This is a genomic window from Micrococcus sp. iso_229, assembly GCF_058072725.1.
Genome location: NZ_CM176514.1, coordinates 1,992,819 through 2,016,778 on the forward strand (window position 1 = coordinate 1,992,819; position 23,960 = coordinate 2,016,778).

General features: G+C 74.6%; 23 protein-coding genes, 1 tRNA gene and 2 pseudogenes. 6 read left to right on the plus strand and 20 right to left on the minus strand.

Features of this window, described 5'->3' with window-relative positions:
• Positions 1–105 precede the first annotated feature (105 nt).
• Together AC3RKA_RS09210 and AC3RKA_RS09215 are read left to right on the plus strand one after the other, a co-directional pair.
• A pseudogene (locus tag AC3RKA_RS09210) lies at positions 106–367 on the plus strand (cation:proton antiporter); the annotation flags it as partial.
• 99 nt (positions 368–466) lie between these two features.
• A tRNA-Gly gene (locus tag AC3RKA_RS09215) sits at positions 467–540 on the plus strand.
• Positions 541–613: 73 nt separating this feature from the next.
• Here AC3RKA_RS09215 and AC3RKA_RS09220 read toward each other — a convergent pair.
• Positions 614–1,060, minus strand: coding sequence for a DUF2087 domain-containing protein (locus AC3RKA_RS09220; RefSeq protein WP_489727149.1), 447 nt, complete (start codon positions 1,058–1,060; stop codon positions 614–616).
• A gap of 260 nt (positions 1,061–1,320) precedes the next feature.
• On the opposite strand from AC3RKA_RS09220, the gene AC3RKA_RS09225 reads away from it, so the two are divergent.
• Positions 1,321–2,301, plus strand: coding sequence for an AEC family transporter (locus AC3RKA_RS09225; protein WP_049161209.1), 981 nt, complete (start codon positions 1,321–1,323; stop codon positions 2,299–2,301).
• A gap of 176 nt (positions 2,302–2,477) precedes the next feature.
• Here the strand turns inward: AC3RKA_RS09225 and AC3RKA_RS09230 are convergent.
• A pseudogene (locus AC3RKA_RS09230) lies at positions 2,478–2,684 on the minus strand (diaminopimelate dehydrogenase); the annotation flags it as partial.
• Between the two features lie 156 nt (positions 2,685–2,840).
• Between AC3RKA_RS09230 and AC3RKA_RS09235 the strand changes: the two are divergent.
• Entirely contained in the window at positions 2,841–3,851 is a 1,011-nt protein-coding gene (locus tag AC3RKA_RS09235) for an IS481 family transposase (RefSeq protein WP_324701571.1), read from the plus strand.
• On the opposite strand, the gene AC3RKA_RS09240 is transcribed toward AC3RKA_RS09235, so the two are convergent.
• The 14 genes from AC3RKA_RS09240 to AC3RKA_RS09305 all read right to left on the minus strand — a co-directional run bounded on the left by AC3RKA_RS09240 (position 3,848) and on the right by AC3RKA_RS09305 (position 16,661).
• Positions 3,848–4,441, minus strand: a complete 594-nt coding sequence (locus AC3RKA_RS09240; protein ID WP_136940393.1) for a hypothetical protein — start codon at positions 4,439–4,441, stop codon at positions 3,848–3,850. The genes AC3RKA_RS09235 and AC3RKA_RS09240 overlap by 4 nt on opposite strands.
• A 122-nt stretch (positions 4,442–4,563) precedes the next feature.
• A complete protein-coding gene (locus AC3RKA_RS09245) occupies positions 4,564–5,043 on the minus strand; it encodes a flavodoxin domain-containing protein (protein WP_002858354.1) in 480 nt (159 codons plus the stop codon).
• A 40-nt stretch (positions 5,044–5,083) separates the two neighbouring features.
• Positions 5,084–7,183 (minus strand): NHL domain-containing thioredoxin family protein, encoded by a 2,100-nt coding sequence (locus AC3RKA_RS09250; protein ID WP_036335321.1) that lies wholly within the window; start codon positions 7,181–7,183, stop codon positions 5,084–5,086.
• A gap of 94 nt (positions 7,184–7,277) precedes the next feature.
• Positions 7,278–8,066, minus strand: coding sequence for a hypothetical protein (locus AC3RKA_RS09255; protein ID WP_036335326.1), 789 nt, complete (start codon positions 8,064–8,066; stop codon positions 7,278–7,280).
• A 55-nt stretch (positions 8,067–8,121) separates the two neighbouring features.
• On the minus strand, positions 8,122–10,380 hold the full coding sequence (locus AC3RKA_RS09260; RefSeq protein WP_336265293.1) for a bifunctional copper resistance protein CopD/cytochrome c oxidase assembly protein: 2,259 nt from the start codon (positions 10,378–10,380) through the stop codon (positions 8,122–8,124).
• A 73-nt stretch (positions 10,381–10,453) separates the two neighbouring features.
• The gene (locus AC3RKA_RS09265) at positions 10,454–11,866 is read right to left on the minus strand and encodes a Dyp-type peroxidase (protein WP_002858348.1); all 1,413 of its coding nucleotides are present in this window, start codon (positions 11,864–11,866) and stop codon (positions 10,454–10,456) included.
• On the minus strand, positions 11,853–12,464 hold the full coding sequence (locus AC3RKA_RS09270; RefSeq protein WP_206480348.1) for a copper chaperone PCu(A)C: 612 nt from the start codon (positions 12,462–12,464) through the stop codon (positions 11,853–11,855). The genes AC3RKA_RS09265 and AC3RKA_RS09270 overlap by 14 nt, the downstream gene beginning before the upstream one ends.
• A 102-nt stretch (positions 12,465–12,566) precedes the next feature.
• On the minus strand, positions 12,567–13,250 hold the full coding sequence (locus AC3RKA_RS09275) for a copper resistance CopC family protein (RefSeq protein WP_336265294.1): 684 nt from the start codon (positions 13,248–13,250) through the stop codon (positions 12,567–12,569).
• Between the two features lie 110 nt (positions 13,251–13,360).
• Positions 13,361–14,056 carry a hypothetical protein gene (locus AC3RKA_RS09280; RefSeq protein ID WP_336265295.1) on the minus strand — a complete coding sequence of 232 codons (696 nt, stop codon included), beginning with the start codon at positions 14,054–14,056 and terminating at the stop codon, positions 13,361–13,363.
• 157 nt (positions 14,057–14,213) lie between these two features.
• Positions 14,214–14,495 (minus strand): HU family DNA-binding protein, encoded by a 282-nt coding sequence (locus AC3RKA_RS09285; protein WP_002858339.1) that lies wholly within the window; start codon positions 14,493–14,495, stop codon positions 14,214–14,216.
• A gap of 229 nt (positions 14,496–14,724) precedes the next feature.
• On the minus strand, positions 14,725–15,030 hold the full coding sequence (gene rpsN, locus AC3RKA_RS09290; RefSeq protein WP_002858338.1) for a 30S ribosomal protein S14: 306 nt from the start codon (positions 15,028–15,030) through the stop codon (positions 14,725–14,727).
• A gap of 1 nt (position 15,031) precedes the next feature.
• Positions 15,032–15,199, minus strand: a complete 168-nt coding sequence (gene rpmG, locus AC3RKA_RS09295) for a 50S ribosomal protein L33 (RefSeq protein WP_002858336.1) — start codon at positions 15,197–15,199, stop codon at positions 15,032–15,034.
• A 1-nt stretch (position 15,200) separates the two neighbouring features.
• Positions 15,201–15,437: a 50S ribosomal protein L28 gene (gene rpmB, locus AC3RKA_RS09300; protein ID WP_002858335.1), complete on the minus strand. Its 237-nt coding sequence runs from the start codon at positions 15,435–15,437 to the stop codon at positions 15,201–15,203.
• Positions 15,438–15,905: 468 nt separating this feature from the next.
• Positions 15,906–16,661, minus strand: coding sequence for a VIT1/CCC1 transporter family protein (locus AC3RKA_RS09305; RefSeq protein ID WP_336265297.1), 756 nt, complete (start codon positions 16,659–16,661; stop codon positions 15,906–15,908).
• A 168-nt stretch (positions 16,662–16,829) separates the two neighbouring features.
• Between AC3RKA_RS09305 and AC3RKA_RS09310 the strand changes: the two genes are divergently transcribed.
• Positions 16,830–18,113, plus strand: a complete 1,284-nt coding sequence (locus tag AC3RKA_RS09310) for an NRAMP family divalent metal transporter (protein WP_489727150.1) — start codon at positions 16,830–16,832, stop codon at positions 18,111–18,113.
• Positions 18,106–18,918 (plus strand): putative hydro-lyase, encoded by an 813-nt coding sequence (locus tag AC3RKA_RS09315; RefSeq protein WP_336265300.1) that lies wholly within the window; start codon positions 18,106–18,108, stop codon positions 18,916–18,918. The genes AC3RKA_RS09310 and AC3RKA_RS09315 overlap by 8 nt, the downstream gene beginning before the upstream one ends.
• Positions 18,919–18,940: 22 nt before the next feature.
• Here AC3RKA_RS09315 and AC3RKA_RS09320 read toward each other — a convergent pair whose 3' ends face one another.
• Genes AC3RKA_RS09320 through AC3RKA_RS09335 form a run of 4 tightly spaced genes read right to left on the minus strand, consistent with a single transcriptional unit; the run spans position 18,941 to position 23,941 of the window.
• Positions 18,941–19,648: a GntR family transcriptional regulator gene (locus AC3RKA_RS09320; protein ID WP_489727151.1), complete on the minus strand. Its 708-nt coding sequence runs from the start codon at positions 19,646–19,648 to the stop codon at positions 18,941–18,943.
• A complete protein-coding gene (locus tag AC3RKA_RS09325) occupies positions 19,645–21,420 on the minus strand; it encodes an acetyl/propionyl/methylcrotonyl-CoA carboxylase subunit alpha (protein ID WP_489727152.1) in 1,776 nt (591 codons plus the stop codon). The genes AC3RKA_RS09320 and AC3RKA_RS09325 overlap by 4 nt, the downstream gene beginning before the upstream one ends.
• Positions 21,417–23,177 (minus strand): 5-oxoprolinase subunit B/C family protein, encoded by a 1,761-nt coding sequence (locus AC3RKA_RS09330; RefSeq protein ID WP_489727153.1) that lies wholly within the window; start codon positions 23,175–23,177, stop codon positions 21,417–21,419. The genes AC3RKA_RS09325 and AC3RKA_RS09330 overlap by 4 nt, the downstream gene beginning before the upstream one ends.
• Positions 23,174–23,941, minus strand: a complete 768-nt coding sequence (locus tag AC3RKA_RS09335; RefSeq protein ID WP_155934298.1) for a LamB/YcsF family protein — start codon at positions 23,939–23,941, stop codon at positions 23,174–23,176. The genes AC3RKA_RS09330 and AC3RKA_RS09335 overlap by 4 nt, the downstream gene beginning before the upstream one ends.
• Positions 23,942–23,960: the final 19 nt, after the last annotated feature.

The following is a 23,960-nucleotide window of genomic DNA, read 5'->3' on the forward strand; positions in this document are numbered from 1 at the left end:
CGGCCCCTGGCGCACTTTCGTTCGGGAAACGGCGGCCCCTGGCGCGCTTTCGTTCGGGAAACGGCGGCCAGGACGTCGACGACCCAGCCACGACCTACGAGGTGCGGCATGAGCGTGGATCCTCGCACCCTGCCGCCCGTGCTGACGGCCGCGCTGGCCCTGGCCCTCGTCACGGCCGCCACGAAGGTGGCCACCGGCTACCTCGCCGCGAGCGGGTGCGGCCCTGACGATCCGCGGGGAGTTCTCCATCGTGATCGCCGGGCCGGTGCTCACGCGGTACGCGGACGCGTTCGGTCGCTCGCGGGCCCGGGCGGCGACGCGGCGGGTGCGGTCGCACGAGGTCGCGGCGGCAGACCCGGTGCACTGACGCACGGGCCCGCGGGGCTCGATGACGACGCGGGGCCGGGCCACCGGCCGGGCTGGTGTATGGTGGTGCCTGCGCCGCAGGCGGAAGCCGAGCGGTTGCGCGGGCGTAGCTCAATGGTAGAGCGCTTGCTTCCCAAGCAAGATACGCGGGTTCGATTCCCGTCGCCCGCTCCACACCACGACGACGGCCCCGGGCCCCTCACGCGAGGGACCCGGGGCCGTGTCGGTCCACGCCGTCCCGCTCCCCTCACCGGCCCGCGCGGATCTCGCGCAGCCAACGTTCCAGGTCGACCGGCAGGTCCGCGGCGAAGCGCGGGTCGAGGTCGGGCCCGGCGTCCGCCAGCCGGTAGACACCGTCGGCGCGGTCGAGGAACCCGTAGTCCACGAGTTCGCGACGCAGCGTGGCCACGTCCTCGTGGGCGGGGCGCAGCAGGTCGTTGACCTCGGCCTCCGCGTAGGCGCGGCCCGCTCTGAAGCGACGCAGCAGCTCGAGAAGGACGGCCACCCGCGGCTTGCGGCGCGCAGGGATGGAGCGCAGCCGGTCCCCGTCGAAGAAGCGGGCGAGCACGGTCGCGTGGTAGCGCTCGGCGGACTGCCACTCGTCGGCGAGGGCCGCCGCCGCGGCGGTGTACCGCTCACCGGTGACGGCCATGCGGGCGCGGATCAGGGTCTTGAGGTCGGACTGACGGGTCATGGTGCATCCTCGCAGGCGCGCTCCCGGCCATGCCGCGCCGCGGGTCGGGGACGACGTCCGTCGCGTGCGGGTGAGCCCGAGGATCCGCTCCCCTTCGCGCCGGGCTGCAGGGCCCTGCCGCGCGGGGCCGGGCCGCGTGGCGCGCTCGGCGGTGGGCGCCGCCGTCGTGATCCAGGCTAGCCGACGCCCGCGGCGTAGGATCCCGCCATGCCCCTGACCCCGCCGCGGACCGCCCCACCCCGACCCGTGGAGGCCCGTCCGTGACCCAGGTGCTCTCCGGCTTCGCGGTCGTGTGGGTGATCATCCTCGTGGGCGTCCTGGTGGGGCGCACGGGGGTGCTCGGCGAGCACGGCCGCACCGTGCTCTCCCGCGCGGCGTTCTTCATCGGCAACCCGGCGCTGCTGTTCGTCACGCTCTCCCGCGCGGACGTGGGCGCCGTGCTGGGCCCCCAGCTGTGGGTGGCCTCGCTGTCCGCGTTCGCGGCGGCCGCGCTGTACCTCGCAGTGACGATCCCGCTGTTGAAGGGCCGGCCGGCCTCGGAGCGGATCATGTCCGCGCTCAGCGCCTCGCTCGTGAACTCGGCGAACCTCGGCATCCCCATCGCGGCCTACGTCCTCGGCGACGCCGCCCTGGCCGCCCCGGCGCTCATCTTCCAGCTGGCGATCTACACGCCGCTCTACGTGGCCGCGATGGACGCCGCCACCGCGCGCGAGGCCCGGCGACGCACGACGGCGGGCCGGCGTCGTGCGGTGCGCCGCTCCCCCGGGCGTGCCGTGGCCGACCAGGTCCGCCACACGGTCGCCAACCCCCTGATCCTGGGCTCGGTGGCCGGCCTGGTCTTCTCTCTCACCGGCTGGTCGTTGCCGGGCCCCCTCATGGAGTCCGTGGAGCTCATCGGCGGGCTGTCCATCCCGGCGATGCTCCTGGCGTTCGGCATGTCCCTGGTCGGCTCGCGCCCGCTCGAGCGGTCCGGCGGGCGACGCGCGGACGTGCTGCTCGCCTCGGCGGTGAAACTGGTGGTCCATCCGCTGCTGGCCTGGCTGCTCGCGCAGTTCGTGTTCGGCCTGGACGCGCGGCACGTGTTCGTCGCCGTCGTCCTGGCCTCCCTGCCCACCGCACAGAACGTGTTCGTCACCGCCGTGCGCTACGACACGGGCCTGCGCGTCTCGAAGGACACGATCCTGGTCACCACGATCGTCGCGATCCCAGCCATGATCGCCGTCGCCCTGCTGCTGGCCTGACGCCGACGACGACGGCGCCCGGCCCGGTGCCACGCGCCGGACGCCTCGCCGCGGCTCAGACGTCCCGGCGGATCAGCTCGTCCAGCCCCGTGGGCGAGAGCAGGTACGGGGCGACCTCGAGCACGGTGCGCGCCCCCGTCTCCCCCTGGGCCCTCAGACGCGCGGCGGCACAGCCGTCGCCGGACGGCGTCGGAATGGCCCTGCGAGAGGCCCTTGCCCCAGAACGTGTTCTGCTGCGGCTGCGGGAACAGCGCCGCACCCAGCACCCGGTTCAGCGAGAACAGGCCCGGGTCCCAGCCGGTGGAGATCATCGCCACGTGCCCGCCCTCCCGGGCCGCGGCGTCCATCTCGGCGCGGTGCCGCGGGATGAGCTGGTGGTTGTCGTCCTGGTGGGGTCGTGGTCAGGTCGGTCCCGCCGGCCTAGGTGTTGTGGGTCATGAGGTTCTTGACACGAGGCACGGGCTGAGATGAGACGAGCGGGCTCCGCCCCGCAGGATGGGAATTGCGACATCCACTCATCCGCGGAAGGAAGCCCGCTCGTGACTCACGCTAACGCACCTCTGACCCCCACCGGCCGGCTGCGCATGGTCCACCGCCACCTGAACGACGGGATCCCGCAGTCCCACGTGGCCGCGGAGTTCCGCGTCAGTCGGCCCACGGTGGCCACCTGGGTCGCCCGCTACCGTGCCGAAGGCGAGGCAGGACTGCAAGACCGGTCGAGCCGGCCCCATCGCTCACCTGCCCGGCTCGACCCCGCGATCGTGGCCGAGCTGGAGGCCCTGCGCCGGGCCGAGAAGTGGTCCGCCCGGCGCATCCATCACCATCTGGTCGGCGAGGGCCACCAGGTGTGTCTTCGCACCGTGGGGCGGTGGCTGCACCGGGCCGGGATCTCCCGCCTACGGGACCTGACCCCAGCCGGAGAAGACCTCCGCCGGCAGCCGGCCCGGAGGATCACCGCGAGGGGGCCAGGGCACATGGTGCACCTGGACGTGAAGAAGATCGGACGCATCCCTGAAGGGGGAGGCTGGCGCGCCCACGGAAGAGACAGTGAGGCGGGGCGTGCTTCCAAGCGGGGGTCTGGCCAGCGGGTCGGCTACACCTACCTACACTCGGCGATCGACGGGTTCACCCGCCTGGCGTACACGGAGGCGCTGGAGGATGAGCGGGCGGTGACCACGATCGGGTTCTACTGCCGGGCCCGCGCGTTCTTCGCCGCTCACGGCATCACCGCGGACCGGGTGGTCACGGACAACGGGAACAACTACCGGGCCGTGGACTTCACCGCGAAGGTGGTCTCTCTCGGGGGCCGGCATCACCGGATCCGCCCCTACACGCCAAAGCACAACGGGAAGGTCGAGCGGTACAACCGGCTGATGGTCGATGAGGTCCTCTACGCCCGCCCCTACACCTCAGAGCGGGCTCGGCGTGAGGCCCTTCAGGTGTGGGTGAATCACTACAACTACCATCGGCCGCATACCTCCTGCGGAGATGCTCCACCGGCCTCGTTGGCCCCGGTGCGTGTCAACAACGTCATGCCCTCCTACACCTAGGCTCGGCGCCGCGGGGCGCCGAGTCCGCCCGCGGGGCCGCGCAGCAGGAGCACGACGACGGCGACCAGCCCCGCCGACGCCAGCGCGCTGACCACGTAGATCGGCCAGGCCCACGGGCTGTGGTCGCCCCCGCCGATGCCGTAGGTGTCCGCGAGCGCCATGCCCGGCCCGAACGAGGCCATGAAGTAGGCCGGGGACGCGGCGACGAGCGAGGCGAGGCCCAGGGCGAGGACCGCCAGGGGGTCGACCTCCTCGCGACGCCACGTGAGAAACCACAGGATCGCGGCCACACCGAGCCCGGCCGCCAGGATCACGGCCGGAAGGACGAAGGGGACGCCGAGCTGGCCCGCCGCGCTCAGGTCCGCGTAGATCCGCCCGAGGCCGCGGTCGCCGGGCGCGGCGGCCAACGGGTTGAGGACGAACACCTGCAGGGCCGCGAGCGCCGCGACGGCCGCGACGACGCCCGGGACCACCGCCCCCGCGGCGAGCCGCACCCAGCCGGGCCGGTCGGGCAGGGCGAGGGGCGCCGTCGTCGGGCGGGGCCGGGCGGGGCGGGAGGACGCGGCGGGGCGACGGGCGGAAGGGGACATGCGGCCAGGCTAACCGCTCACCTCCGCTGCGGACACGAGAGCCTCCGGCGCCGTTTCGTCAACGAAAGCGTCTGCGGAGGCTCCGCCGCCCCCGCCGTCTCGTCGACGACAGCGGTGGGGCGTCAGCGCACGCCGGCGCCGGAGAGGGTCTTGGCCCAGGCCTCGATGGCGTCCCAGTCGCGGAAGTCGCCGTAGTGCTCGTTGCGGGAGAGCTTGAGCTTGAGCTTCTCCAGTCGGCCCAGGCGCTCCTCGACGAGCGCCCCGCGGAAGTACGCCACCTCGCGCGGGCCGTAGGACTCGAGCTTCTCCCGGACCGGCCGGGCCAGCTCGGGCGCGCCGCCCGAGGCCAGGATCACGAGCGGCAGGTCCGCCAGCTCGGCCCGACGGGTGTCGAGGAACGCCCGGGCGTCGGCGGCGAACGAGCCCGTGTAGACCGGGGCCGCGACGATCACCGCGTCCGCCGTGGCCAGCCACGCGGCGGCGCCCTCGACGTCCTCCACCACGGTCGGGACGGCCTGCGACGTGCGCAGCACCTCCGCGACCCGCTCGGCGATCTCTCGCGTGGATCCGTGGGCGGACGAGGTGACGATGAGCGTGGTCATGGTGGGGCGCAGCCTTCGGGGTCGGGGGCGGACGACGCGCTCAGTGTATCCCGCGCAGATCCAGGTCCAGGCGGGTCTCGGCGCCCTCCGGGGCCCGGTCCGGGGTGTGCACCGTGACCGGGATGCCCCAGTCCTGCTGGTACAGGTGGCAGGCGGCGTGGTCCGGGATCGGCTGCCCCTTCTCCCCGTCGCACGCGGCGGCCCGGGCGGTGATGTGCAGGACGCCCTCCTCGACCTCGGGGTTCAGCCGCAGCGTCCGGTGCAGCCCCGTCGACGTGCCGGCGCCCTCGAGCAGCAGCTCCTCCGGGGAGGAGGAGATCTTCAGCTGCGTGGGGTCGCCCCAGCGGTCGTCCAGCTTCTGCCCCGTGGGTGCGGCGAAGCCGATCGTCAGGTCCAGGTCCCCGGCCACCACCGGGGTGCGGGGACGCTGCGTCTGCCGCGCGCCCTCGTCCACGGTGAGGAACTCCTCCGGCACCGCCAGCCGCGTGAGCCGGTGGGCGTTGGACTCGACCACCACGATCGCGGTGTCGTTCCCGTCCGCGTCGTGCTCCACGAGCACGTCCGAGGGCTCGAGCAGCCCGCGCGCCACCGTGCTCACCGTGGCCGGGACCGCCCGGCCCGCGGCGTCCTCGCCGGCCGGGGCGTACCGGCGGATCGCCCCGTTGTACGTGTCCGCGATCAGCACGGAGCCGTCCGGCAGGGCCGTGACGCCCAGCGGGTGCTGCAGGCGCGCGCGGTCCGCCTCCCCGTCCACGTGGCCGAAGTCGAACAGGCCCGCCCCGACGGCGGTCCCGACCTCGCGGCGCCCGTCCTCCCCGGTCCGCACCCAGCGCACCGCGGAGGTCTCCGAGTCCGCGACCCACAGCGCACCGTCCGCGCCCACGGACAGCCCCGAGGGCTGCGCGAACCAGGCCCGTCCGGCGTCACCGTCCAGCAGGCCCTCGAGCGCCGTGCCCGCGTGCACCGCGAGCGCGCCCGTGACGGGGTCGAAGTCGAAGAGCTGGTGCGTGCCGGCCATCGCGATCACCACACGCCCCAGGGCGGGGTGCCACACGACGTCCCACGGGGAGGACAGCGAGATCGCGGTCGGCTCCCCGGGCAGGTCCGCGAGGTCGACGGCGACGTCCTCCTCGTCCTCGACGGCGGCGGCCTCCTTGGCGCGCTCGGAGTCGATGAGCTTCTGCACGCCGTTGCCGGCGAGGGTGCTGACGTGCCCGTCCGACAGGCGCAGGCCCCGCAGCCGGTGGTTGACGGAGTCTGCCACGACCACGTCGTAGCCGACGCGCTCCGCGACGTCCTCGGGCAGCAGCGCCAGGCCCTGGGGCTCGTTGAACAGCGCCTCGTCCGGCCCGCCGTCCGCGTGGCCCTTCTCCCCGGGCGTGGGGAATGCGAGCTCGGCCTGGCCCGCGTCCGCCGTGGCGGGGTCCCCGCCGCCGAACGCGCGGAGCACCGTGGTCAGGTCCTCGGCGACCTCCAGGAGGCGGTGGTGGCCGGTGTCCGAGACGAGGAACGAGCCCGGGCGGGAGCCGCGGCCGCCGAGGGACACGGCCTTGCCGGGGAACGACAGGTCCCGGGCCACGGGCGCGGGCGGGACGTAGGGGCCGGAGCCGCGGTGCAGCGTGCCCTTGGCCTCGTGCTCGGCCACGAGCTCGCGCACGAGGCCGTAGAGCCCGGCCACGTGCCCCTCGCCGGACAGGTGCGCGGCGATGTAGCCCTCCGGGTCCACCACCACGAGGGTGGGCCACGCGCGCGCCGAGTACGCCTGCCACGTGGTCAGCTCGGGGTCGTCCAGCACGGGGTGCTCGATGGCGTAGCGCTCGACGGCGGCCGCGAGCGCGTCCGGGTCCGCCTCGTGCTCGAACTTGGGCGAGTGCACGCCCACCGTGACGAGCACGTCCGCGAACTCCTCCTCGAGCGGGTGCAGCTCGTCCAGGACGTGCAGGCAGTTGATGCAGCAGAACGTCCAGAAGTCGAGGAGGACGACCTTGCCGCGCAGGTCCTCGAGTGTCACCTGCTCGCCGCCGGTGTTCAGCCAGCCGCGGCCCACGAGCTCGGACGCGCGCACCCGGGTGGCCGCGCGCGGCACGGCGGCGGGGGCGTCAGCGGACGGGGCGGGGTTCGGGGTCTGCGGTGCGGTCATGCCCACCATCATGGCGCACGTCCCGGACGCGTCAGCCGTGAGCGGACGCCGGGGCGTCACAGGGGGAAAGACGACGCCGCCGGGCGGGTCCGGCTCAGTCGGCTGCCAGGGCGGCGGCCAGCATCTCCTCGGCGATGAGGGTGAACTCCTTGCGCCCGGCCTCGGGTCGGCCCACGAAGGAGACCATCACCACGGCGTCGGAGGTGACGGCGGTGAGCACCTGGGCCGTGAGCTGGGGCTCGGACTCCGAGGCCAGGGTCCGCTCCCACACGAGGGCGGACTGCGCGGGGGTGCCGTCGGACAGCGGCGCGTCGGAGACCTCGAGGCGGTAGTCGACGGTCGCGTCCCCCTCCTGCACGGTCATGGTCATCTCGCGGCAGTCGGCGCGCAGGGCGTTGACGGTCTGGATGTGCCGCTCGACGTCCTGGCGGCCCTGGCCCGTGAGCCGGGCGACCTCCACGGTGCCCGTGCCCGTGAAGGTGTCGGCGCCGACGTCCACGCGCGTGGCCTCGGCCCCGTCGAGGGCGATCGGCGAGAAGTCCAGGGCGGTCAGCGGCGCCTTGCACTGCGCCGGCTGCACGGTGGTCCGGTCCGCGTCCGCGCGCCGGTCCCGGGAGTCCTCGCGGGCCGCGTCGATCTCCTCTGCCGTGGCGGCCCGCTGCCGGACGAAGCCGAACGTGGCCGCACGCTCGGCCGCGGCCTCCGCCATGCGCTCGTCCTGACGGTCGCCCAGGCCGAGCCCCTCCGGGGCCGCCGACTCCGTGGGCGCCGCGGTGCCGGCGTCGTCGTGGACTCCGTCCGCGGGCGCGGACGCGGCGGCCGGATCGTTGTCCCCGGCCGCGCAGCCCGTCAGGGCCAGCAGGCCGGCGGCGACGGCGGCCACGAGGCGTGGCCGACCACGCCGGGGCGCGGCCGGGCGAGCGAGGGGACGTACACGGTCAGCGGACATCACGGGCCTCCTCGGGGCCGGTGGAGGAGTCACGGGCCACGGGCTCGGCGTCGCTCGGGGCGTCGGTGACCGGGGTGCCGCGCATGTGGGCGTACATCTCGTTCCAACGGCGCAGCTCCGCGTCGCCGTCGCGGTCGGCCTGCCGGTCCAGCCGGTCCGCGTTCTTGCGGTCGCTGCGATACCAGAGCACGGCCACCATCACCGCCATCATCACGGTGGGGAACTCGCCGATGCCCCACATCACCGCGCCGCCGATGCGCTGGTCCTCCAGGGCGGTGGGGCCCCAGTCGCGGCCCATGTTGCCGAACCAGGACGCCTGCATCAGGCCGGTGGAGGTGGTCATGGCGACGCCGATGAAGGCGTGGAAGACCATCGTGGCCATCAGCAGCACGAGCCGCAGGGCGTACGGGGGCCGGCGCGGCAGCGGATCCGAGCCGATCATGACCAGGGCGAACAGGAACCCGGTCAGCAGGAAGTGGACGTTCATGAACTCGTGGCCCACGTGGGTCTGCAGCGAGAACCGGAAGAAGTCCGTGTAGTAGAACACCAGGATCGAGCCTGCGAAGTTGACCCCCGCCACGATCGGGTTCGTGATGAACCGACCCCACGGGGAGTGCACGATCCACAGGATCCACTCGCGGGGGCCGCGCGTCCCGTCCGTGCGGGCCGGCAGGGCCCGCAGCGCCAGGGTGATGGGTGCGCCCAGGACGAGGAAGACGGGGCTGAGCATCGTCAGCGTCATGTGGCCCACCATGTGCGCGCTGAACAGGACGCGGCCGTACACGGCCGGGGACCCGGAGGTCGCCCACAGCAGCACGGCCAGCCCCACGCACCACGCGACGGTGCGCAGCACGGGCCAGCGGTCGCCGCGGCGGCGCAGCTGCCACACGGAGCGCAGGTACCAGAGGGACAGGAACGCGATGATCGCGACCCACAGCCAGTCGAACCGCCACATCGTGATCCACCGGGCGCCCTCGAGGGCCGGCGGCAGCTCGTAGCCGGTGAGGATGCGGGCCGGGGTGGCGTCCGGCGCGATCTCCTCCGGCACGGGCGGGGCCGTCCGGGAGAGCACGGAGGAGACACCCATGACGGCGCCCATGATCACGGCCTCCACGGCGATGAGCTGCCACAGCAGGCGACGCGCGGGGGCGGGGCTGGGACGGTCCGGGCCGGCGTCGAGGCGGGGGATCACCCACCGGCGGTGCAGCAGACCGATCAGGCCGAGGCCCAGGGCCGCCAGGAACTTGGCCGACACGAGGATGCCGTAGGGGCTCAGCAGCTGGGCCGGATCGTCCATGCGGATCGACGCGTTGACCACGCCGGACAGCGCCACCGTGACCAGGCCCAGCCCGGCGAGCACGGAGTAGCGGGTCAGGACCGTGTGCAGCAGGGGCGCCGGGCCCTGCCGGCGCAGGCTGCGGCCCCGCCCCTGCGCCCCGTTGGGCCCCACGAGGGTGTCCGAGATCGCGACGAGCACGAGCAGTCCGCCCACCCACACGACGACGCCGAGCAGGTGCAGGCCGATCGAGTTCACGGCGCCGGTGTGGTCGTCACCGCCCGCCGCGTGCCCGATCAGGGCCAGGGGCACGAGGGCGAGCATCGCCAGGATGCCGGTCCAGAACAGGCCGTTGTGGGAGCGGACGGCGATCGCCAACGTGGTCACGACGGCGGCGATCACGGTGACCCAGAACCACGCCTGGCCCACCGAGATGCCGACCACGTAGGCCGCCAGGCCGTCCGTGAAGCCCTGCCCCGCCGTGACGGGGATGCCGGCCAGATCCGAGTAGGACAGCACGCCGACGGACAGCGCGGCCACCGTCCACACGCCGGCGCTGAGGGCGGCGATCCGCATCACGCGGGTGAACGCGGGGTGCTCGGGCAGCGGTGCGGCGTCCGTGTCCTCGCGCCGCTGCCGGGCGGAGCGGTGCCACCGTTCCGTGCCCGCCGCGTGCGGCGGCAGGACCCCGGCCGCGAAGATCAGCGCGGCGATGGTCAGGGACATCGCCAGGTTGGAGACGAGCTCCCCCACGGGCACGCCCCAGCGGGTGATCCACCCCGGGTCGGAGAGCTGGCGCGCGGCGGTGACGCCGGTCAGCCAGCCGGCGGCGGCGAGGCCGGCGGCTCCCGCGGCGGCCACGAGCACCCAGATCCACCGGGGCACACCGACCGGCCCCGACGGACCAGGGCGGGCGGCGTCGTCGTTCTCAGCGGGGTGGCTGCCCCGGGCGGGGGCGGTGGCGGCGGACATGGGGTCCATCCTCTCAAAGCGTGCGGACGCCCGACGACGACGGGGGCGGCCCCGCCGTCGTCGGGCCCCTGGGTCAGGCGAACAGGGCGTCGCCCACGAACCCGCCCTCGGCGCAGCCGGGCGGGATCGCGAAGACCGCCGAACCGACGGGCACGGTCCACAGGTTCAGGTGGTCCGACTCGGCGAGCCGGGCCTGGACGGGGACGAACTGTCGGTCCACGTCCGCCTGGTAGGCGGCGAAGATCAGGCCGGAGCCCACCTCCAGCGCCCCGCGCGGGTCGTCGTAGTTGTAGCCGCGACGCAGCATCCCGTACTCGGGCTCCTCCCCGCGGGCCCGCCGCAGGTGCGCGATGTCCGAGATGACCGGGAAGCCCGTGGGGCCGACGGCGTCGAAGTCCGGCTCGTCGTGCTCCTGCTCCCCCGTGAGGGGGGCGCCGGTGCCGAGGCGACGGCCGATGACCTTCTCCTTGGCCGGGCGGTCGAGCTCGTCCCACGTGTCCATGAGCATCTCGATGCGCCGGATCACCACGGACGTGCCGTCCGCGATCCACGGGGTGACGCCCACCTGCTCGGCGCCCACGCCCCACACCACGCGGTCGAGGTGCGGGGAGTCCGCGGCCGGGTTGCCGGTGCCGTCCACCTGCCCGAAGAGGTTGCGCATCGTGGTGCCGGTGGGGTGGGCGCCGCGGGCGGAGCGGAAGCCCTCCTGCACCCAGCGCTCGGTGGCGAACGGCCGGGCCGCCTTGAGGAGCATGCGCCGGGCGTGGGCCACGGACATCCGGTCGTCGCCGCAGATCTGCAGCAGCAGGTCGCCGTCGCTGAACGCGGGGTCCAGGCGGTCGATCTGCTCGAACGCCGGCAGCGGGCGCAGCCAGGCCGGGGCCCGGTCCGGGGCCACGCGGCGGACGAGCTCCGGGCCGAAGCCGAACGTCACGGTGAGCCGCGCGGGGGCGGCGGCGAGCTCCGGCTCGGTGTCGGCGATCGTGGCGCGGCCCTGGGTCAGGCGCGCCGCGTCGTCGGTGAGCAGGCGCAGCATCCGCTCGATGCGCACCCGGTCCGCGTCCTCGCGCAGGTCGAGGGCGAGGAAGACGGCGTGGGCCTGGGCGGGGGTGTCGACGCCGGCCTGGCGCGGCCCGTGGAACGGCACGGTGTCCGTGCCCACGGGCGAGCTGACGGCCACCCGGGCGGCCTGGCCGCCGGGCTCGGCCCAGCCGGCCCGGCCGACGTCGCCCTCGATGCCGGTGTCGCCCATGACCTCGGAGGGCGAGGCACCCGCCCCGGGCGCGGCGGACGCGCCCGGGGCGGTGGAGGCCGACGCGTGACCGGCGCCGTAGCCGAGTGCCGTGCCCAGCAGGCCGCCGCCCACCGCGCCCGCCCCGAGGAGCAGGCCGCGGCGGGAGGGGCCCCCCGGGGCCGGGCGGGCGTCCTCGCGCCCGTCCGGCCCGTGGTGGTCGTCCGACCGGACGGCGGGGTCAGTGGTCGGCATGGTCCTCCGATTCGTGGGAGTCGCCGCCGTGGTATGACTCGTTGGCGCCGGTGAAGGGCCGGACCACGGAGGTGACCTCGAGGGTGGAGCCGTCCTCCAGCTCGAGGTCGTAGGTCACGTCCTCGCCCGGCTCGATCGGGTCGGTCAGGCCCATGAACATCACGTGGTTGCCGCCCGGGGCGAGCTCGAAGCTCCCGCCGGCGGGCACGGTGAAGCCGTCGGGGCTCTGCTGCATCACCATCTGGCCGTCCTCGCCGGAGACCATCTCGTGGAGCTCGACCGTCTCGCCCAGCTCCGAGCGGACGCCGACGATGTGCAGGTCCTGGTCCGAGGAGTTCTCGAGCATGCCGAAGGAGCCGGTCATGCCCTCCTCGGTGGCCTTCGTCCAGGGGTCGGTGATCGTGAGGCCGGCGGCCTGGCCGTCCGCGGTGGACGCGGCCGACGAGGCGTCCGTGGCCGGCGCGACGCTCGAGGCGTCCGACGCGCTCGGGGCGGAGCCGGCGTCGTCTCCGGCGCAGGCCGTCAGGCCGAGGGCGGCGACGGCGAGCACGGCGGCGGCGCCGAGGCGGCGAGGGGCGCGGGGGGAGGTGGTGGTCATGTCTGTGGGGTTCCTTGTCATGCGGGCGCGCGACGACGCGCGGGGCGTGCGGGCGCGCGAGGGCGGGGCCGGTCCCCTCAGGGGCCGGCCGGGGGTCAGAGGTCAGCGGCCGTCGTCGAGGTGGCCGAGTGCGCGGGCGCGGCGGCCCATCAGGAGGAAGGCGACCACGAGCACGGCCAGGCCGGCGATGCCGACGACCCACACCCAGGCGGGCAGCGCGTCGGTGTCCGCGGGCTGTGCGGCGTCGGAGGCGTCCGCCTGCGGGGTCGCCTCGGCCGAGGCGGCGTCGCCCTGGCCTGCCGTGGCCTCCGGGGAGGCGGCGGTCGAGGCCCCGGCGACGGCGGTGCCGCAGCCCTGGGGCGCGGTGCCGGCGGCCGGTGCGGCCGGGTCGTCCACCGCGAAGTCGAACGAGCGCTCCTCGGAGTGTCCGTCCGAGTAGACGACGCGGTAGGCGACCTCGTAGTCGCCGTTGGGCAGGCCCTCGCACAGCGGCGCGGAGAAGGTGGAGCCGTCCACGGTGCCGGCGGCGGACTGCCACTGATTGCCGTCGGCATCGCGGACCTGCATGAGGTTCTGGATGCCCTCGCCGTCGATCAGCTCGCCACTGAAGGTCAGTGAGACCTCCGACGGCGCCGTCGTGGCCGTCTCGCCGACCGCGGGGGCGGTGCGGATGAGCTCGTCGTGCGCGGCCGCGGGGGCGGCTCCGGCGACGACGAGGGCGGGCAGCAGGGTGAGTCCGACGGCGGCGCGAGCGGCGCGGCGGACAGGGGTGGTCTGGTGATGCATGGTGGTGTCCTCACGGGTCTGCCGCGGTCCCGGACGGGAGTCGCGGGCGGACCGTTCCGAAGGGTCGTCGGGCGCGGTCGGGCCTCGAGACGCGGACGGAGCCGGCGTCCTCAGGCCGCGAGGGCGAACGGCGGGCCGCGCCGCCCCGGAGAGCTGAGGAGGGCGAGGGACGTCGCCGGCCGGAGCACCGGCGGGACGGGGACACGGAGGCGGGCCGGCGTCGGCAGGGGGCCGTGCGCGGCCGGTGGCGGGCAGACGGCGGCCACCACGCGTTCGGCGATGGTGAGCACGAGGGCCTCACCGCGCCGCAGCACCAGCACGGTGAGGGCCGCGGCGATCACGTGGGCCGCGAGCATGCGCAGGTCGGTCAGGTGGCCGGCGGGGGCGCCGGACAGGGCCTCCCCCGGTGCCAGGAGGGCCCCGGCGCCGGGGCGGGCGTGGCCGAGGTGGGCGGGGTCGACGCCGGCGGCCGGCGCCACGGCGTGGCCGCCGGCGGCGAGCCCGTAGAACACGTGGAACAGCCCCTGGGCGATCGCGACGGCGGCGGCGGTGCGCCACAGCGAGAGGGCGCGGCCCGCCAGGGCGGTGCAGAGCGGGGCGGCGAGGACGGCCGCGAAGGCGACGACGCCGACCTCGGGGAACCCGTGGCCGGGCTCGGCGGCGGTGTGGAACAGCGCGGCCAGGGCGGTCATCGCCAGGGCCCCGGCCCAGCCCCGGGCCAGACGGGCCGGTCCACGCACGACGCGCGGACCGGGGTCCTCGAGGTCGGACGGGGCCCAGGGAGCGGCGGCGACGGCGCTGCGCATGCCACGACTCCTCTCCTGACGGCCCCGGTCCACGTCGGCCGGACGATCGTCCGCCCATCCTACGCGGCCGGGGACGACGACGGGCGCCCCACCCGAGGGTGGGACGCCCGTCCTGCGGCGTACGGCGTGGGTCCGGGGACCCGCGCCGCGACCGGGATCACTCGGAGGCGGCGGCCTTGAGCTTGGAGCCGGCGGTCACCTTCACGGAGTGGCCGGCCGGGATGGTGATCTCCTCGCCGGTGCGCGGGTTGCGGCCGGTGCGCTCCTTGCGCTCGGTGCGCTCCACGGCCAGCCAGCCCGGGATCGAGACCTTCTCGCCCTTCTTGACCTGGGCGGTGAACACCTCGAAGAGGGCGTCCAGCACATCGCTGACGGCGGCCTGGGTGTTGCCGGAGCGCTCGGCGACGGCGGCGACGAGTTCCTTGCGGTTCATGGCCATGGGTCCTCCCTATGGGACGTCGGTTACGGTTCCCGGGCCGTTCGGACCGGGCTGCCAGTTGTGAACGTACCATCTCTCCGCGGGCGAATCGCCCCCTGAACCGCGAGAATCCGCGATTTCCCGTGACCCGGGCGGCCCTGATCCCCGAGGCACGACGACGGCGGCGCCCCTCCTCAGGAGGGACGCCGCCGTCGCGGTGGTGCCGAGCGCCCGGAGACCGGGCCTCAGGTCACCAGGAGGACTTGGTCACGCCGGGCAGCTCGCCACGGTGCGCCATGTCGCGGAAGCGCACACGGGAGATGCCGAAGCGCTGGAAGGTGCCGCGGGGGCGACCGTCGATGGCGTCGCGGTTGCGCACGCGGACCGGGGAGGCGTCGCGGGGCAGCTTCTGCAGGCCCAGGCGGGCGGCCTCGCGGGCCTCGTCCGACGCGTTCGGGTCCACGAGGGTCTTGCGCAGCTCGAGACGCTTCTCGGCGTAACGGGCCACGATGGCCTTGCGCTGCTCGTTCTTGGCGATCTTGGACTTCTTGGCCATCTCAGCGCTCCTCTCGGAAGTCGACGTGCTTGCGGACCACCGGGTCGTACTTCTTCAGGGTGATGCGGTCCGGGTTGTTCCGGCGGTTCTTGCGGGTCACGTAGGTGAACCCGGTGCCGGCGGTGGACTTCAGCTTGATGATCGGACGAACGTCCTTGTCCTTGGCCATGTCAGAGCTTCACTCCCTTCGCGATCAGGTCCGCCACGACGGCGTCGATACCGCGCACGTCGATGGTCTTGATGCCCTTGGCGGACAGCGTCAGGGTGACGTTGCGGCGCAGGGAGGGGACCCAGTAGGTCTTCTTCTGGATGTTGGGGTCGAACCGGCGCTTGGTGCGACGGTGCGAGTGGGAGATGCTGTGGCCGAATCCCGGCCCAGCCCCGGTTACCTGGCAGTGAGCTGCCATGATCACTCCTCGTGGCAAGTAGTAGTAAAAGGACGGGCGGAACCCGCATGGCGGCGAGCCGCGGACCTGTCCGCGGACACCTGTTGTGAGCCCCGCCCCGGGTGTGGACACCGCACTCTTACTGCGACTTCTCGAAAAGGGGGACCAGGCTGGGTGAGAGCCAACCGAAGTTCCTTATGGGATCGCTGGTGTGGACGGTGAGCCCCGGTCCGCCCTGAGGACGTCCCGGGATCCGGTCTGCGGGAGCGCGTTGCTTTTCCGACCCGCCGTCCGCCCGGTCACCTGACCGATGGAACGACGAGAACAACGCGGCGTGCGCCGTCCTATCTTACGCGAACCGTGGGCGTCGCTTCAACTCGACGGGGGGCGCCTGTGGTATGCGCACGGTCCTCGGCCCCCAGGGCCGCTCCGCGCGCCACGGCTCGGCGCGGCCACGGGCGCTGGGCCGGCCCACCCCTGCGGCGCGGATCAGGCGACCGACGCCCCCAGCAGCGAGCCCACCGCGAAGGTCAGGCCGAGCGCCAGGGCGCCGCCGAGGACGACACGCACGGCCGCCCGCAGCGCGGGCGCGTCGCCGAGCCGGGCCCCGACCCAGCCGGTGACGGCGAGGGCCAGGAGGGTGACGCCGAACGTGAACGGGACGCGGAGGCCCACCGGCGCCAGGACGACCGTCAGGAAGGGCAGCAGCGCGCCCACGAGGAACGAGAGGAAGGAGGCCCCGGCGGCGGCCCAGGGGCTGACGACGTCCTCCTCCGCCATGCCCAGCTCCATGCGCAGATGCGCGGCGAGCGCGTCCTTCTCGGTGAGCTCCCGCGCGGCGGCCTCGGCCGTGGCCCGGCTCAGGCCGTCCGCCTCGTAGAGCTGCACGAGCTCCTCCAGCTCGCCCTCGGGATCCTCCTCGAGCTCGCGGCGCTCCTTGGCGATCAGCGACTTCTGCGAGTCGGAGGACGAGGAGACGGACACGTACTCGCCCAGCGCCATGGAGAAGGCGCCGCCGACCACGGCGGCGGCACCGGCCAGCAGGATCGGGGTGAGCGCCGTCGTCGCGCCGGCGACACCGACGACGGTGGCGGCGACGGACACGATGCCGTCGTTGGCGCCGAGCACGCCCGCGCGGAGCCAGTTGAGGCGGGCATGCACGCCGCCGGTGGCGTGCGGCTCGTCGGGACCGCCCGGCTGGAGCTGATCGGCCAGGGGTGAGGACTGTTCAGACGTGTGCGACATGTCTCCATGGTCGCGGCGCGGGGCGGGGCGCGCCAGACAGGTGAGGCGTTCCTTCGGACGGGGATGCCACGACACTCGCTCTTCCTGTTGCCAGGATTGTTCAACAACAGCTACCGTCTCCCCAGCGCCTCGTGACGCCCGTCACCTCGCCTGGCGCCCTCGACGAAGGTGACCACCGTGTCCCACGCAGACATCCCCCACGCCGGACCGGACGGCTCGACCCCCTCGGGCACCGCGCCGAAGACCGACTCCCGCGCCGCGAGCGCCACCCGGCGCACCGCACTGCTCGGCGCCATGTTCCTCATGGCCACCTCGGCCATCGGCCCCGGCTTCATCACGCAGACCGCCACGTTCACCGTCCAGATGGGCGCCGCGTTCGCGTTCGCCATCCTGGTCTCGATCCTCATCGACATCGCCGTCCAGATGAACGTGTGGCGTGTCATCGGCGTTTCCGGCATGCGCGCCCAGGAGCTGGCGAACCGCGTCCTGCCCGGCCTCGGCTGGGTCCTCGCCGCGCTCGTGTTCCTCGGCGGCATGGTCTTCAACATCGGCAACATCGCCGGCACCGGCCTCGGCGCGAACGCCATGCTCGGCGTCGACCCCCTGATCGGCGGCGCCGTCTCCGCGCTCATCGCGCTGCTGATCTTCCTCTCCAAGCGCGCCGGTGTGGCCCTGGACCGGATCGTGGTGGTGCTCGGCGCCGTCATGATCCTGCTGATGCTGTACGTGGCCATCACCTCCGCCCCGCCCGTGGGCGAGGCCCTGCGCCAGTCCGTGATGCCGGAGAAGGTCGACTTCTTCGTGATCGTCACCCTCGTGGGCGGCACCATCGGCGGCTACATCACCTACGCCGGCGCCCACCGCATGATCGACTCCGGAGTGAAGGGCGTGGACGACGTCCAGGACATCACCCGCAGCTCCGTGGCCTCGATCCTCGTGACCGGCCTGATGCGTGCCCTCCTGTTCCTGGCGATCCTCGGCGTCGTCGCCTCGGGCGCGGTCCTGGCCAAGGACAGCCTGGCCGCCTCCGCCTTCCAGGCCGCCGCCGGCGACATCGGGCTGCGCATGTTCGGCATCGTCCTGTGGGCCGCCGCCGTGACCTCCGTGATCGGCGCGTCGTACACCTCGATCAGCTTCATCACCCGCTCCACCACCAGCGCCCGCACCCGCAACCTGCTGACGGTCGCCTTCATCGTGGTCTGCACCGCCCTCTACCTGGCCCTGCGCCAGGCGCCGCAGACGCTGCTCGTGTTCGCCGGCGCGTTCAACGGCATGATCCTGCCGGTCGGCTTCGCGGCCCTCCTGTACGTGGCCTGGCGCCGCCGCGACCTGCTGCACGGCTACCGCTACCCGGCGTGGCTGCTCGTGATGGGCGCGCTCGCGTGGATCGTGTCCGTGTTCATCGCGGTGCGCGGGTTCATCCCCATGGTCACGATGATCACCGGTGGCTGAGATGACCACGACGACGCCGCTGCCGCCGCTGGACGGCGCCACGACCCCCGCGCAGGCCCGCGAGCGCTTCCGTGCGGGGCTCGTGCGGCCGACCTCGGGGATCGCCGACGGCTACGCGCAGGCGAACCTCGTCTCGATCCCGCAGGACCACGCCTACGACGTCCTGCTCTTCGCCCAGCGCAACCCCAAGGCCCTGCCGCTGCTCGGCGTGTTCGAGGCCGGCGAGGTCAACGGCCCCGCACTGGACGGCGACGTCCGCACGGACGTGCCGCAGTACGTGGTGTACCGCGACGGCGTGGAGACGGGCCGCCCCACGGATCTGCTCGACGTGTGGCGGGACGACCTCGTGACGTTCGTGATCGGCTGCTCGTTCACCTTCGAGTCCGCCCTGGTGGCCGAGGGCATCCGGATGGCCCACCAGGACGCCGGCGTGAACGTGCCGATGTACCGCACCACGCGGCGCTGCGCCTCGGCGGGCCGCCTCTCGGGCCCGCTCGTGGTCTCGATGCGCCCCCTCCCCGCCGACCGCGTGGCCGACGCCGTGCGCATCACCTCCCGCTACCCCGCGGTGCACGGCGCGCCCGTGCACGTGGGCGACCCGGCCGGCCTCGGGATCACGGACCTGTCGGCACCGGACTTCGGCGACGCCGTCGAGGTCCCGCAGGGCCACCTGCCCGTGTTCTGGGCGTGCGGGGTGACGCCGCAGGCGGCGATCATGGAGTCCCGCCCGCCGCTGGCCATCACGCACGCGCCCGGGCACATGCTCATCACGGACCTGCCGGACCGGATGTTCCAGGTCCCGTGACCGTCCGGGCCCGGGGAGGCGGTCAGTCCCCCGCGGCGGCGAGGTGCGCCAGGACGAACTGCTCCGCCTCGTCCAGGTAGTCGCCGAACATGGCGTGCACCGCGGGCAGGTCGCCGGCCAGCAGCCGCTCCACGATCCACCGGTTGCGGTCCGCGAACTGCACGTGCAGGTGCGTCTGCTCGTCCATGGGGTGGAACGCCAGGCGCACGCGGGCCTGCACCGATGCCATGAGCCGCGTGAGCTCGGGGGCGCCGGCCAGGTCCACGATGCCGACGTGGACGCGATGGTTGGCGTCGCCCAGGATCCGCGCGGGGGTGTCCGGGCCGCCCGAGAGCAGGTCCTGGGCACAGCGCAGGTGGCGCGCCGCGCCGGGGGTGAGCTCTCCGTGCTCGAGGGCGCCGAGCTGGATCACCCGACGCGTGCGGTACAGCCCGCGCACGTCCTCCGGACCCGGCGCCGCCACGAACACCCCGCGGTGCGGCCGGCGCTCCACGAGGCCCTCGGCAGCCAGCATGGTGAACGCCTCGCGCAGGCTGTTGCGGCTGACCTGGAGCTCGCCGGCCAGCGCCACCTCTCCCAGCCGCTCCCCCGGCACGAGCCCGGCCGCCGCGATCCGCTGCCGCAGCTGCGCGGCCGCGGCCACGGGAGCCGGCGCCGGGGCGGACTCCCCGTCACCGGCGCCGGGCGCGAGGTCCGCCCCGGTGACACCGTCGCGCGCCGGCACCCTCACGCCCCCAGCCGGGCGATCGCCTGGCCGCGCGTCACCGAGGCCGGGGTCTCGGCCACGAGGAGCTGGATCCGGCCCGCACGCGGGGCACGGATCGGCGTCTCCATCTTCATCGCCTCGACGATCGCGACCGTGTCACCCTCGGCCACCTCGGCGCCGTCCTCGACCTTCCACGAGGCCAGGGTGCCGGTGACCGGCGAGGCCACGGCGCCGTCGTCGTCGGGCTTCCCGGCGCCCGCGGCGTCGGCCGGGGCCGCGGCACCCGCGCCGCCGCCTCCGAGGAGGGCCGCGTAGAGATCGGCGGGCAGGCCCAGTCGCACGGCGCGGCCGTCCAGCTCGACGGTGACGGCGGTGCGGCCGCCCGCGGGAACCTCGGCGCCCAGGTAGGGGGACTCGGCCAGCGGCTCGGCGAACTCGGACTCGATCCACGTGGTGTAGACGCCGAGGCGGTCCCCCGAGGTGAAGGCGTCCTGCTCGAGCACGGCGCGGTGGAACGGCACCACGGTGGGCACGCCGTCGATGCGCAGCTCGGCCAGGGCGTCGCGGGCGCGGGCGATGGCCTGGGCGCGGTCCTCGCCCCACACGATGAGCTTGGCGAGCAGGGAGTCGTACTCGCCCGGCACCACGGAGCCGGTGCGGACGCCCGAGTCCATGCGGACCCCGGGGCCGGTGGGGGCCTCGAACGCGTCGATCGGGCCGGGCACGGGCAGGAAGCCGTACGCCGGGTCCTCGGCGTTGAGGCGGAACTCGAGGGCGTGGCCGCGCGGGGTCGGGTCCTCGGGGATGCTCAGCGGCTCGCCGGCGGCGATGCGGAACTGCTCGCGCACCAGGTCCACGCCGAAGACCTCCTCGGTGACGGGATGCTCCACCTGCAGGCGGGTGTTGACCTCCAGGAAGCTGATGAGGCCGTCCGGGGCCACGAGGTACTCGACCGTGCCGGCCCCGGTGTACCCGGCGGCGCGGCAGATCTCGCGGGCGGAGGTGTGGATGCGCTCGCGCTGCTCGTCCGTGAGGAACGGCGCCGGGGCCTCCTCCACGAGCTTCTGGTTGCGGCGCTGCAGGGAGCAGTCGCGGGTGCCGAGCACGGCCACGTGGCCGTGCTCGTCGGCGAGGACCTGGGCCTCCACGTGGCGGGGGCGGTCCAGGAAGCGCTCCACGAAGCACTCGCCGCGGCCGAACGCGGCCACGGCCTCGCGGACGGTCGCCTCGAACGCGTCCTCGACGTCGCCGAGCTCACGCACCACGCGGATGCCGCGGCCGCCGCCGCCGAAGGCCGCCTTGATGGCGATCGGCAGGCCGTGCTCCTCGGCGAACGCGCGCGCGGCGGCGGCGTCCGGCACGGGGCCGTCCGAGCCCGGCACGAGCGGGGCGCCCGCCTGCTGGGCGAGGGAGCGGGCGGTGATCTTGTCCCCGAGGGCGCGGATCGCGTCCGGCGACGGGCCGATCCAGGTCATCCCGGCGTCGATCACGGCCTGCGCGAAGTCGGCGTTCTCGGAGAGGAAGCCGTAGCCCGGGTGCACGGCGTCGGCGCCGGCGCGGCGGGCGACGTCGAGGACCGCGTCGATCTTCAGGTAGGTGTCCGCCGAGGACGCGCCCGGCAGGTGGAAGGCCTCGTCCGCGACGGCCACGTGCATGGCGTCGGCGTCCGGATCCGAGTAGACGGCGATCGAGGCGATGCCGTGGTCGCGGGCGGCGCGGGCCACGCGCACGGCGATCTCGCCGCGGTTGGCGATGAGCACCCGCGTCACGGGGCGGGCGGCGGGGGTGGTGGTCATGCGGGGGTCTCCTCGGAGGGCGATGCGGAGTCGACGACGGTCTCGGCGCCGGGGCGGGGATGGGGGACGAAGCGGACGCGGGCGCCCGGCGGCAGCTGGGCCGCCAGGCTGAGGTCCGCGCGGGCCACGACGCCGATCACCGGGTAGCCGCCGGTGACCGGATGGTCGGAGAGGAACAGGACGGGCTCACCCGAGGGCGGCACCTGCAGCGCGCCGCGCACGGCGCCCTCGGACTTCAGCTCGCCCTCGCGCACGCGCTCGAGCGGTGCGCCGTCGTCGGGGGCCGTGAGGCGCACCCCGATCCGGTCGTTCTGCTGGCTCACGTCCCAGTCCTGCGTGAACAGGCGCTCCAGGCCCGCCTCGCCGAACCAGTCGTCGCGCGGGCCGGGGACCACGCGCAGCACGGCCACCTGGCCGGGCGCGGGCATGGGGCGCAGCGAGGTCTCCGGGTCCCCCACCATCACGACGCCGGCCTCCTCCGAGGCGGGGGCGCCGGCGGCGGTCGGGCTCGCGGCCGAGGCGCCGGCGGCGCCCCTCGCATCCGGGCCGACGCGACGGGCGAGGCGGTCCCCCGCCGCTAGCGCGGCGGGGCCGAGCCCGGACAGGGTGTCGGTCGAGCGGCTGCCGAGCACGGGCGGCACGTCGAGCCCGCCCCGGAGGCCCACGTACACGCGCAGGCCGCCGGCCGGCTCGTCCACCGTCAGCGTCTGGCCGTCCAGCACGACGAACGGGGCGCGGGCGGGCACCCGTCGCGTGGCGCCGTCGGCCGCGGTGATCGTCCCGCCGGCCTCGGCGCCGGCCAGGGCCATCACCTGATGGCCGTGCGCGGTGAGGGTGAGGCCGCCCAGGACGGTCTCCAGCACCGCCTCGCGTGAGCGGTTGCCCACGAGGCGGTTCGCCTGGCGCGCCGCGTCCCGGTCGGCTGCGCCGGACGCGACGACGCCGAGGTCGCCCAGGCCCGGGCGGCCCAGATCCTGGACCAGGGTCAGGAGCCCCGGGTCGACGACGGTGACGCCGCGGCGGCCGGCCGCGGACGGGAGGCCGGCCGCGGCGTCGGCGGGCGGGGTGGCGTCGACCGCCGCGTCCGTGCCGGAGGTGACGGACGCCGTCGGGCGCACGGGGACGTAGCGGACACGGTCGCCGGGCTGCAGCAGGGCGGGCTGCTCGCGGCCGAGGTCCCATAGGGCTGCGGTGGTGTGGCCCAGCAGCTGCCAGCCGCCGGGCGAGGTGCGCGGGTAGACGGCGGAGAAGGCCCCGGCGACGGCGACGGCGCCCGCGGGGACGGCCGTGCGGGGCGAGTTGCGGCGGGGCGCCTCGAACGGGGCCGCCTCGGAGGCGCAGTACATGAACCCCGGCGCGAAGCCGCCGAACGCGGCGAACCAGTCGGCCTCGCTGTGGGCCCGGATGACGCCGTCGACGCCGAGCCCGGTGAGCCGGCCGACCTCGGCGAGGTCCTCGCCGTCGTAGACCACGGGGATCTCGACGATCCGACCCCCCGTCAGCTCACCGGCGTCCGGGGTGAGGGTGCTGACCCGCGGTGCGGCGTGCTCGGCGGCGGCCTGCGAGGTGAAGGTCACCAGGACGGTCGCGGCGGCGGCCATGACCTGGCGCTGGCCGCGCTCCGGGTGGGCCGTGAGGTGGGCGTGGACGGCCATGACGTCCTCGAGCGAGGCGCACTCGACGAGGAAGCCCTGGGTGCCGACCCAGCGGATCGGGCGGGCCGGCGGCTCGGCGGCGGGGTGATGTGGGGCGCTCATGCGAAGGCCTTGATGGCCACGCCCGCGCCCTCGAGCGCGCGGCGCACGGCCGCGGCCATGGCCACGGCGCCGGGCGTGTCGCCGTGCAGGCAGATGCTCTCGGCGTCGACGCGCACGTCCGTGCCGTCCACCGCCGCAACGACGCCCTCGGTGGCCAGGCGCACCATGCGGGCGGCGACGTCGTCCTCGTCGTGGAGGACCGCGCCGGGCTCGCGGCGGGAGACGAGCGTGCCGTCCGGGTTGTAGCCGCGGTCCGCGAAGGCCTCGGCGACGCCGCGCAGCCCCGCGGCGGCCGCCTTGTCCAGGGCGACGGAGCCGGGCAGGAGCAGCAGCGGGAGGTCGGAGCCGAACGCCCTGACGCCGTCGACGACGGCCTGGGCGTGCGCCTCGTGACGGACGATCGTGTTGTAGAGGGCGCCGTGCGGCTTCACGTAGCGGACCCGGCCGCCGGCCGCGCGGGCGAGCGCGTCGAGGGCGCCGATCTGGTAGAGGACGTCGTCGGCCAGCTCGGTGGGCGTGCAGTCCAGGAAGCGGCGGCCGAAGCCGGCGAGGTCGCGGTAGCCCACGTGCGCGCCGATCGTGACGCCTGCGGCGACCGCGTCACGGCAGGTCTGGGCGATCCCCGAGGGATCGCCCGCGTGGAAGCCGCACGCGACGTTGGCAGAGGAGACGGAGGGCATGATGGCGGCGTCGTCCCCCATCGTCCACGAGCCGAAGGACTCGCCGACGTCGGAGTTCAGGTCGATCTGCGGCGCGTGAGACACGGTGCAGTCCTCTCGGATC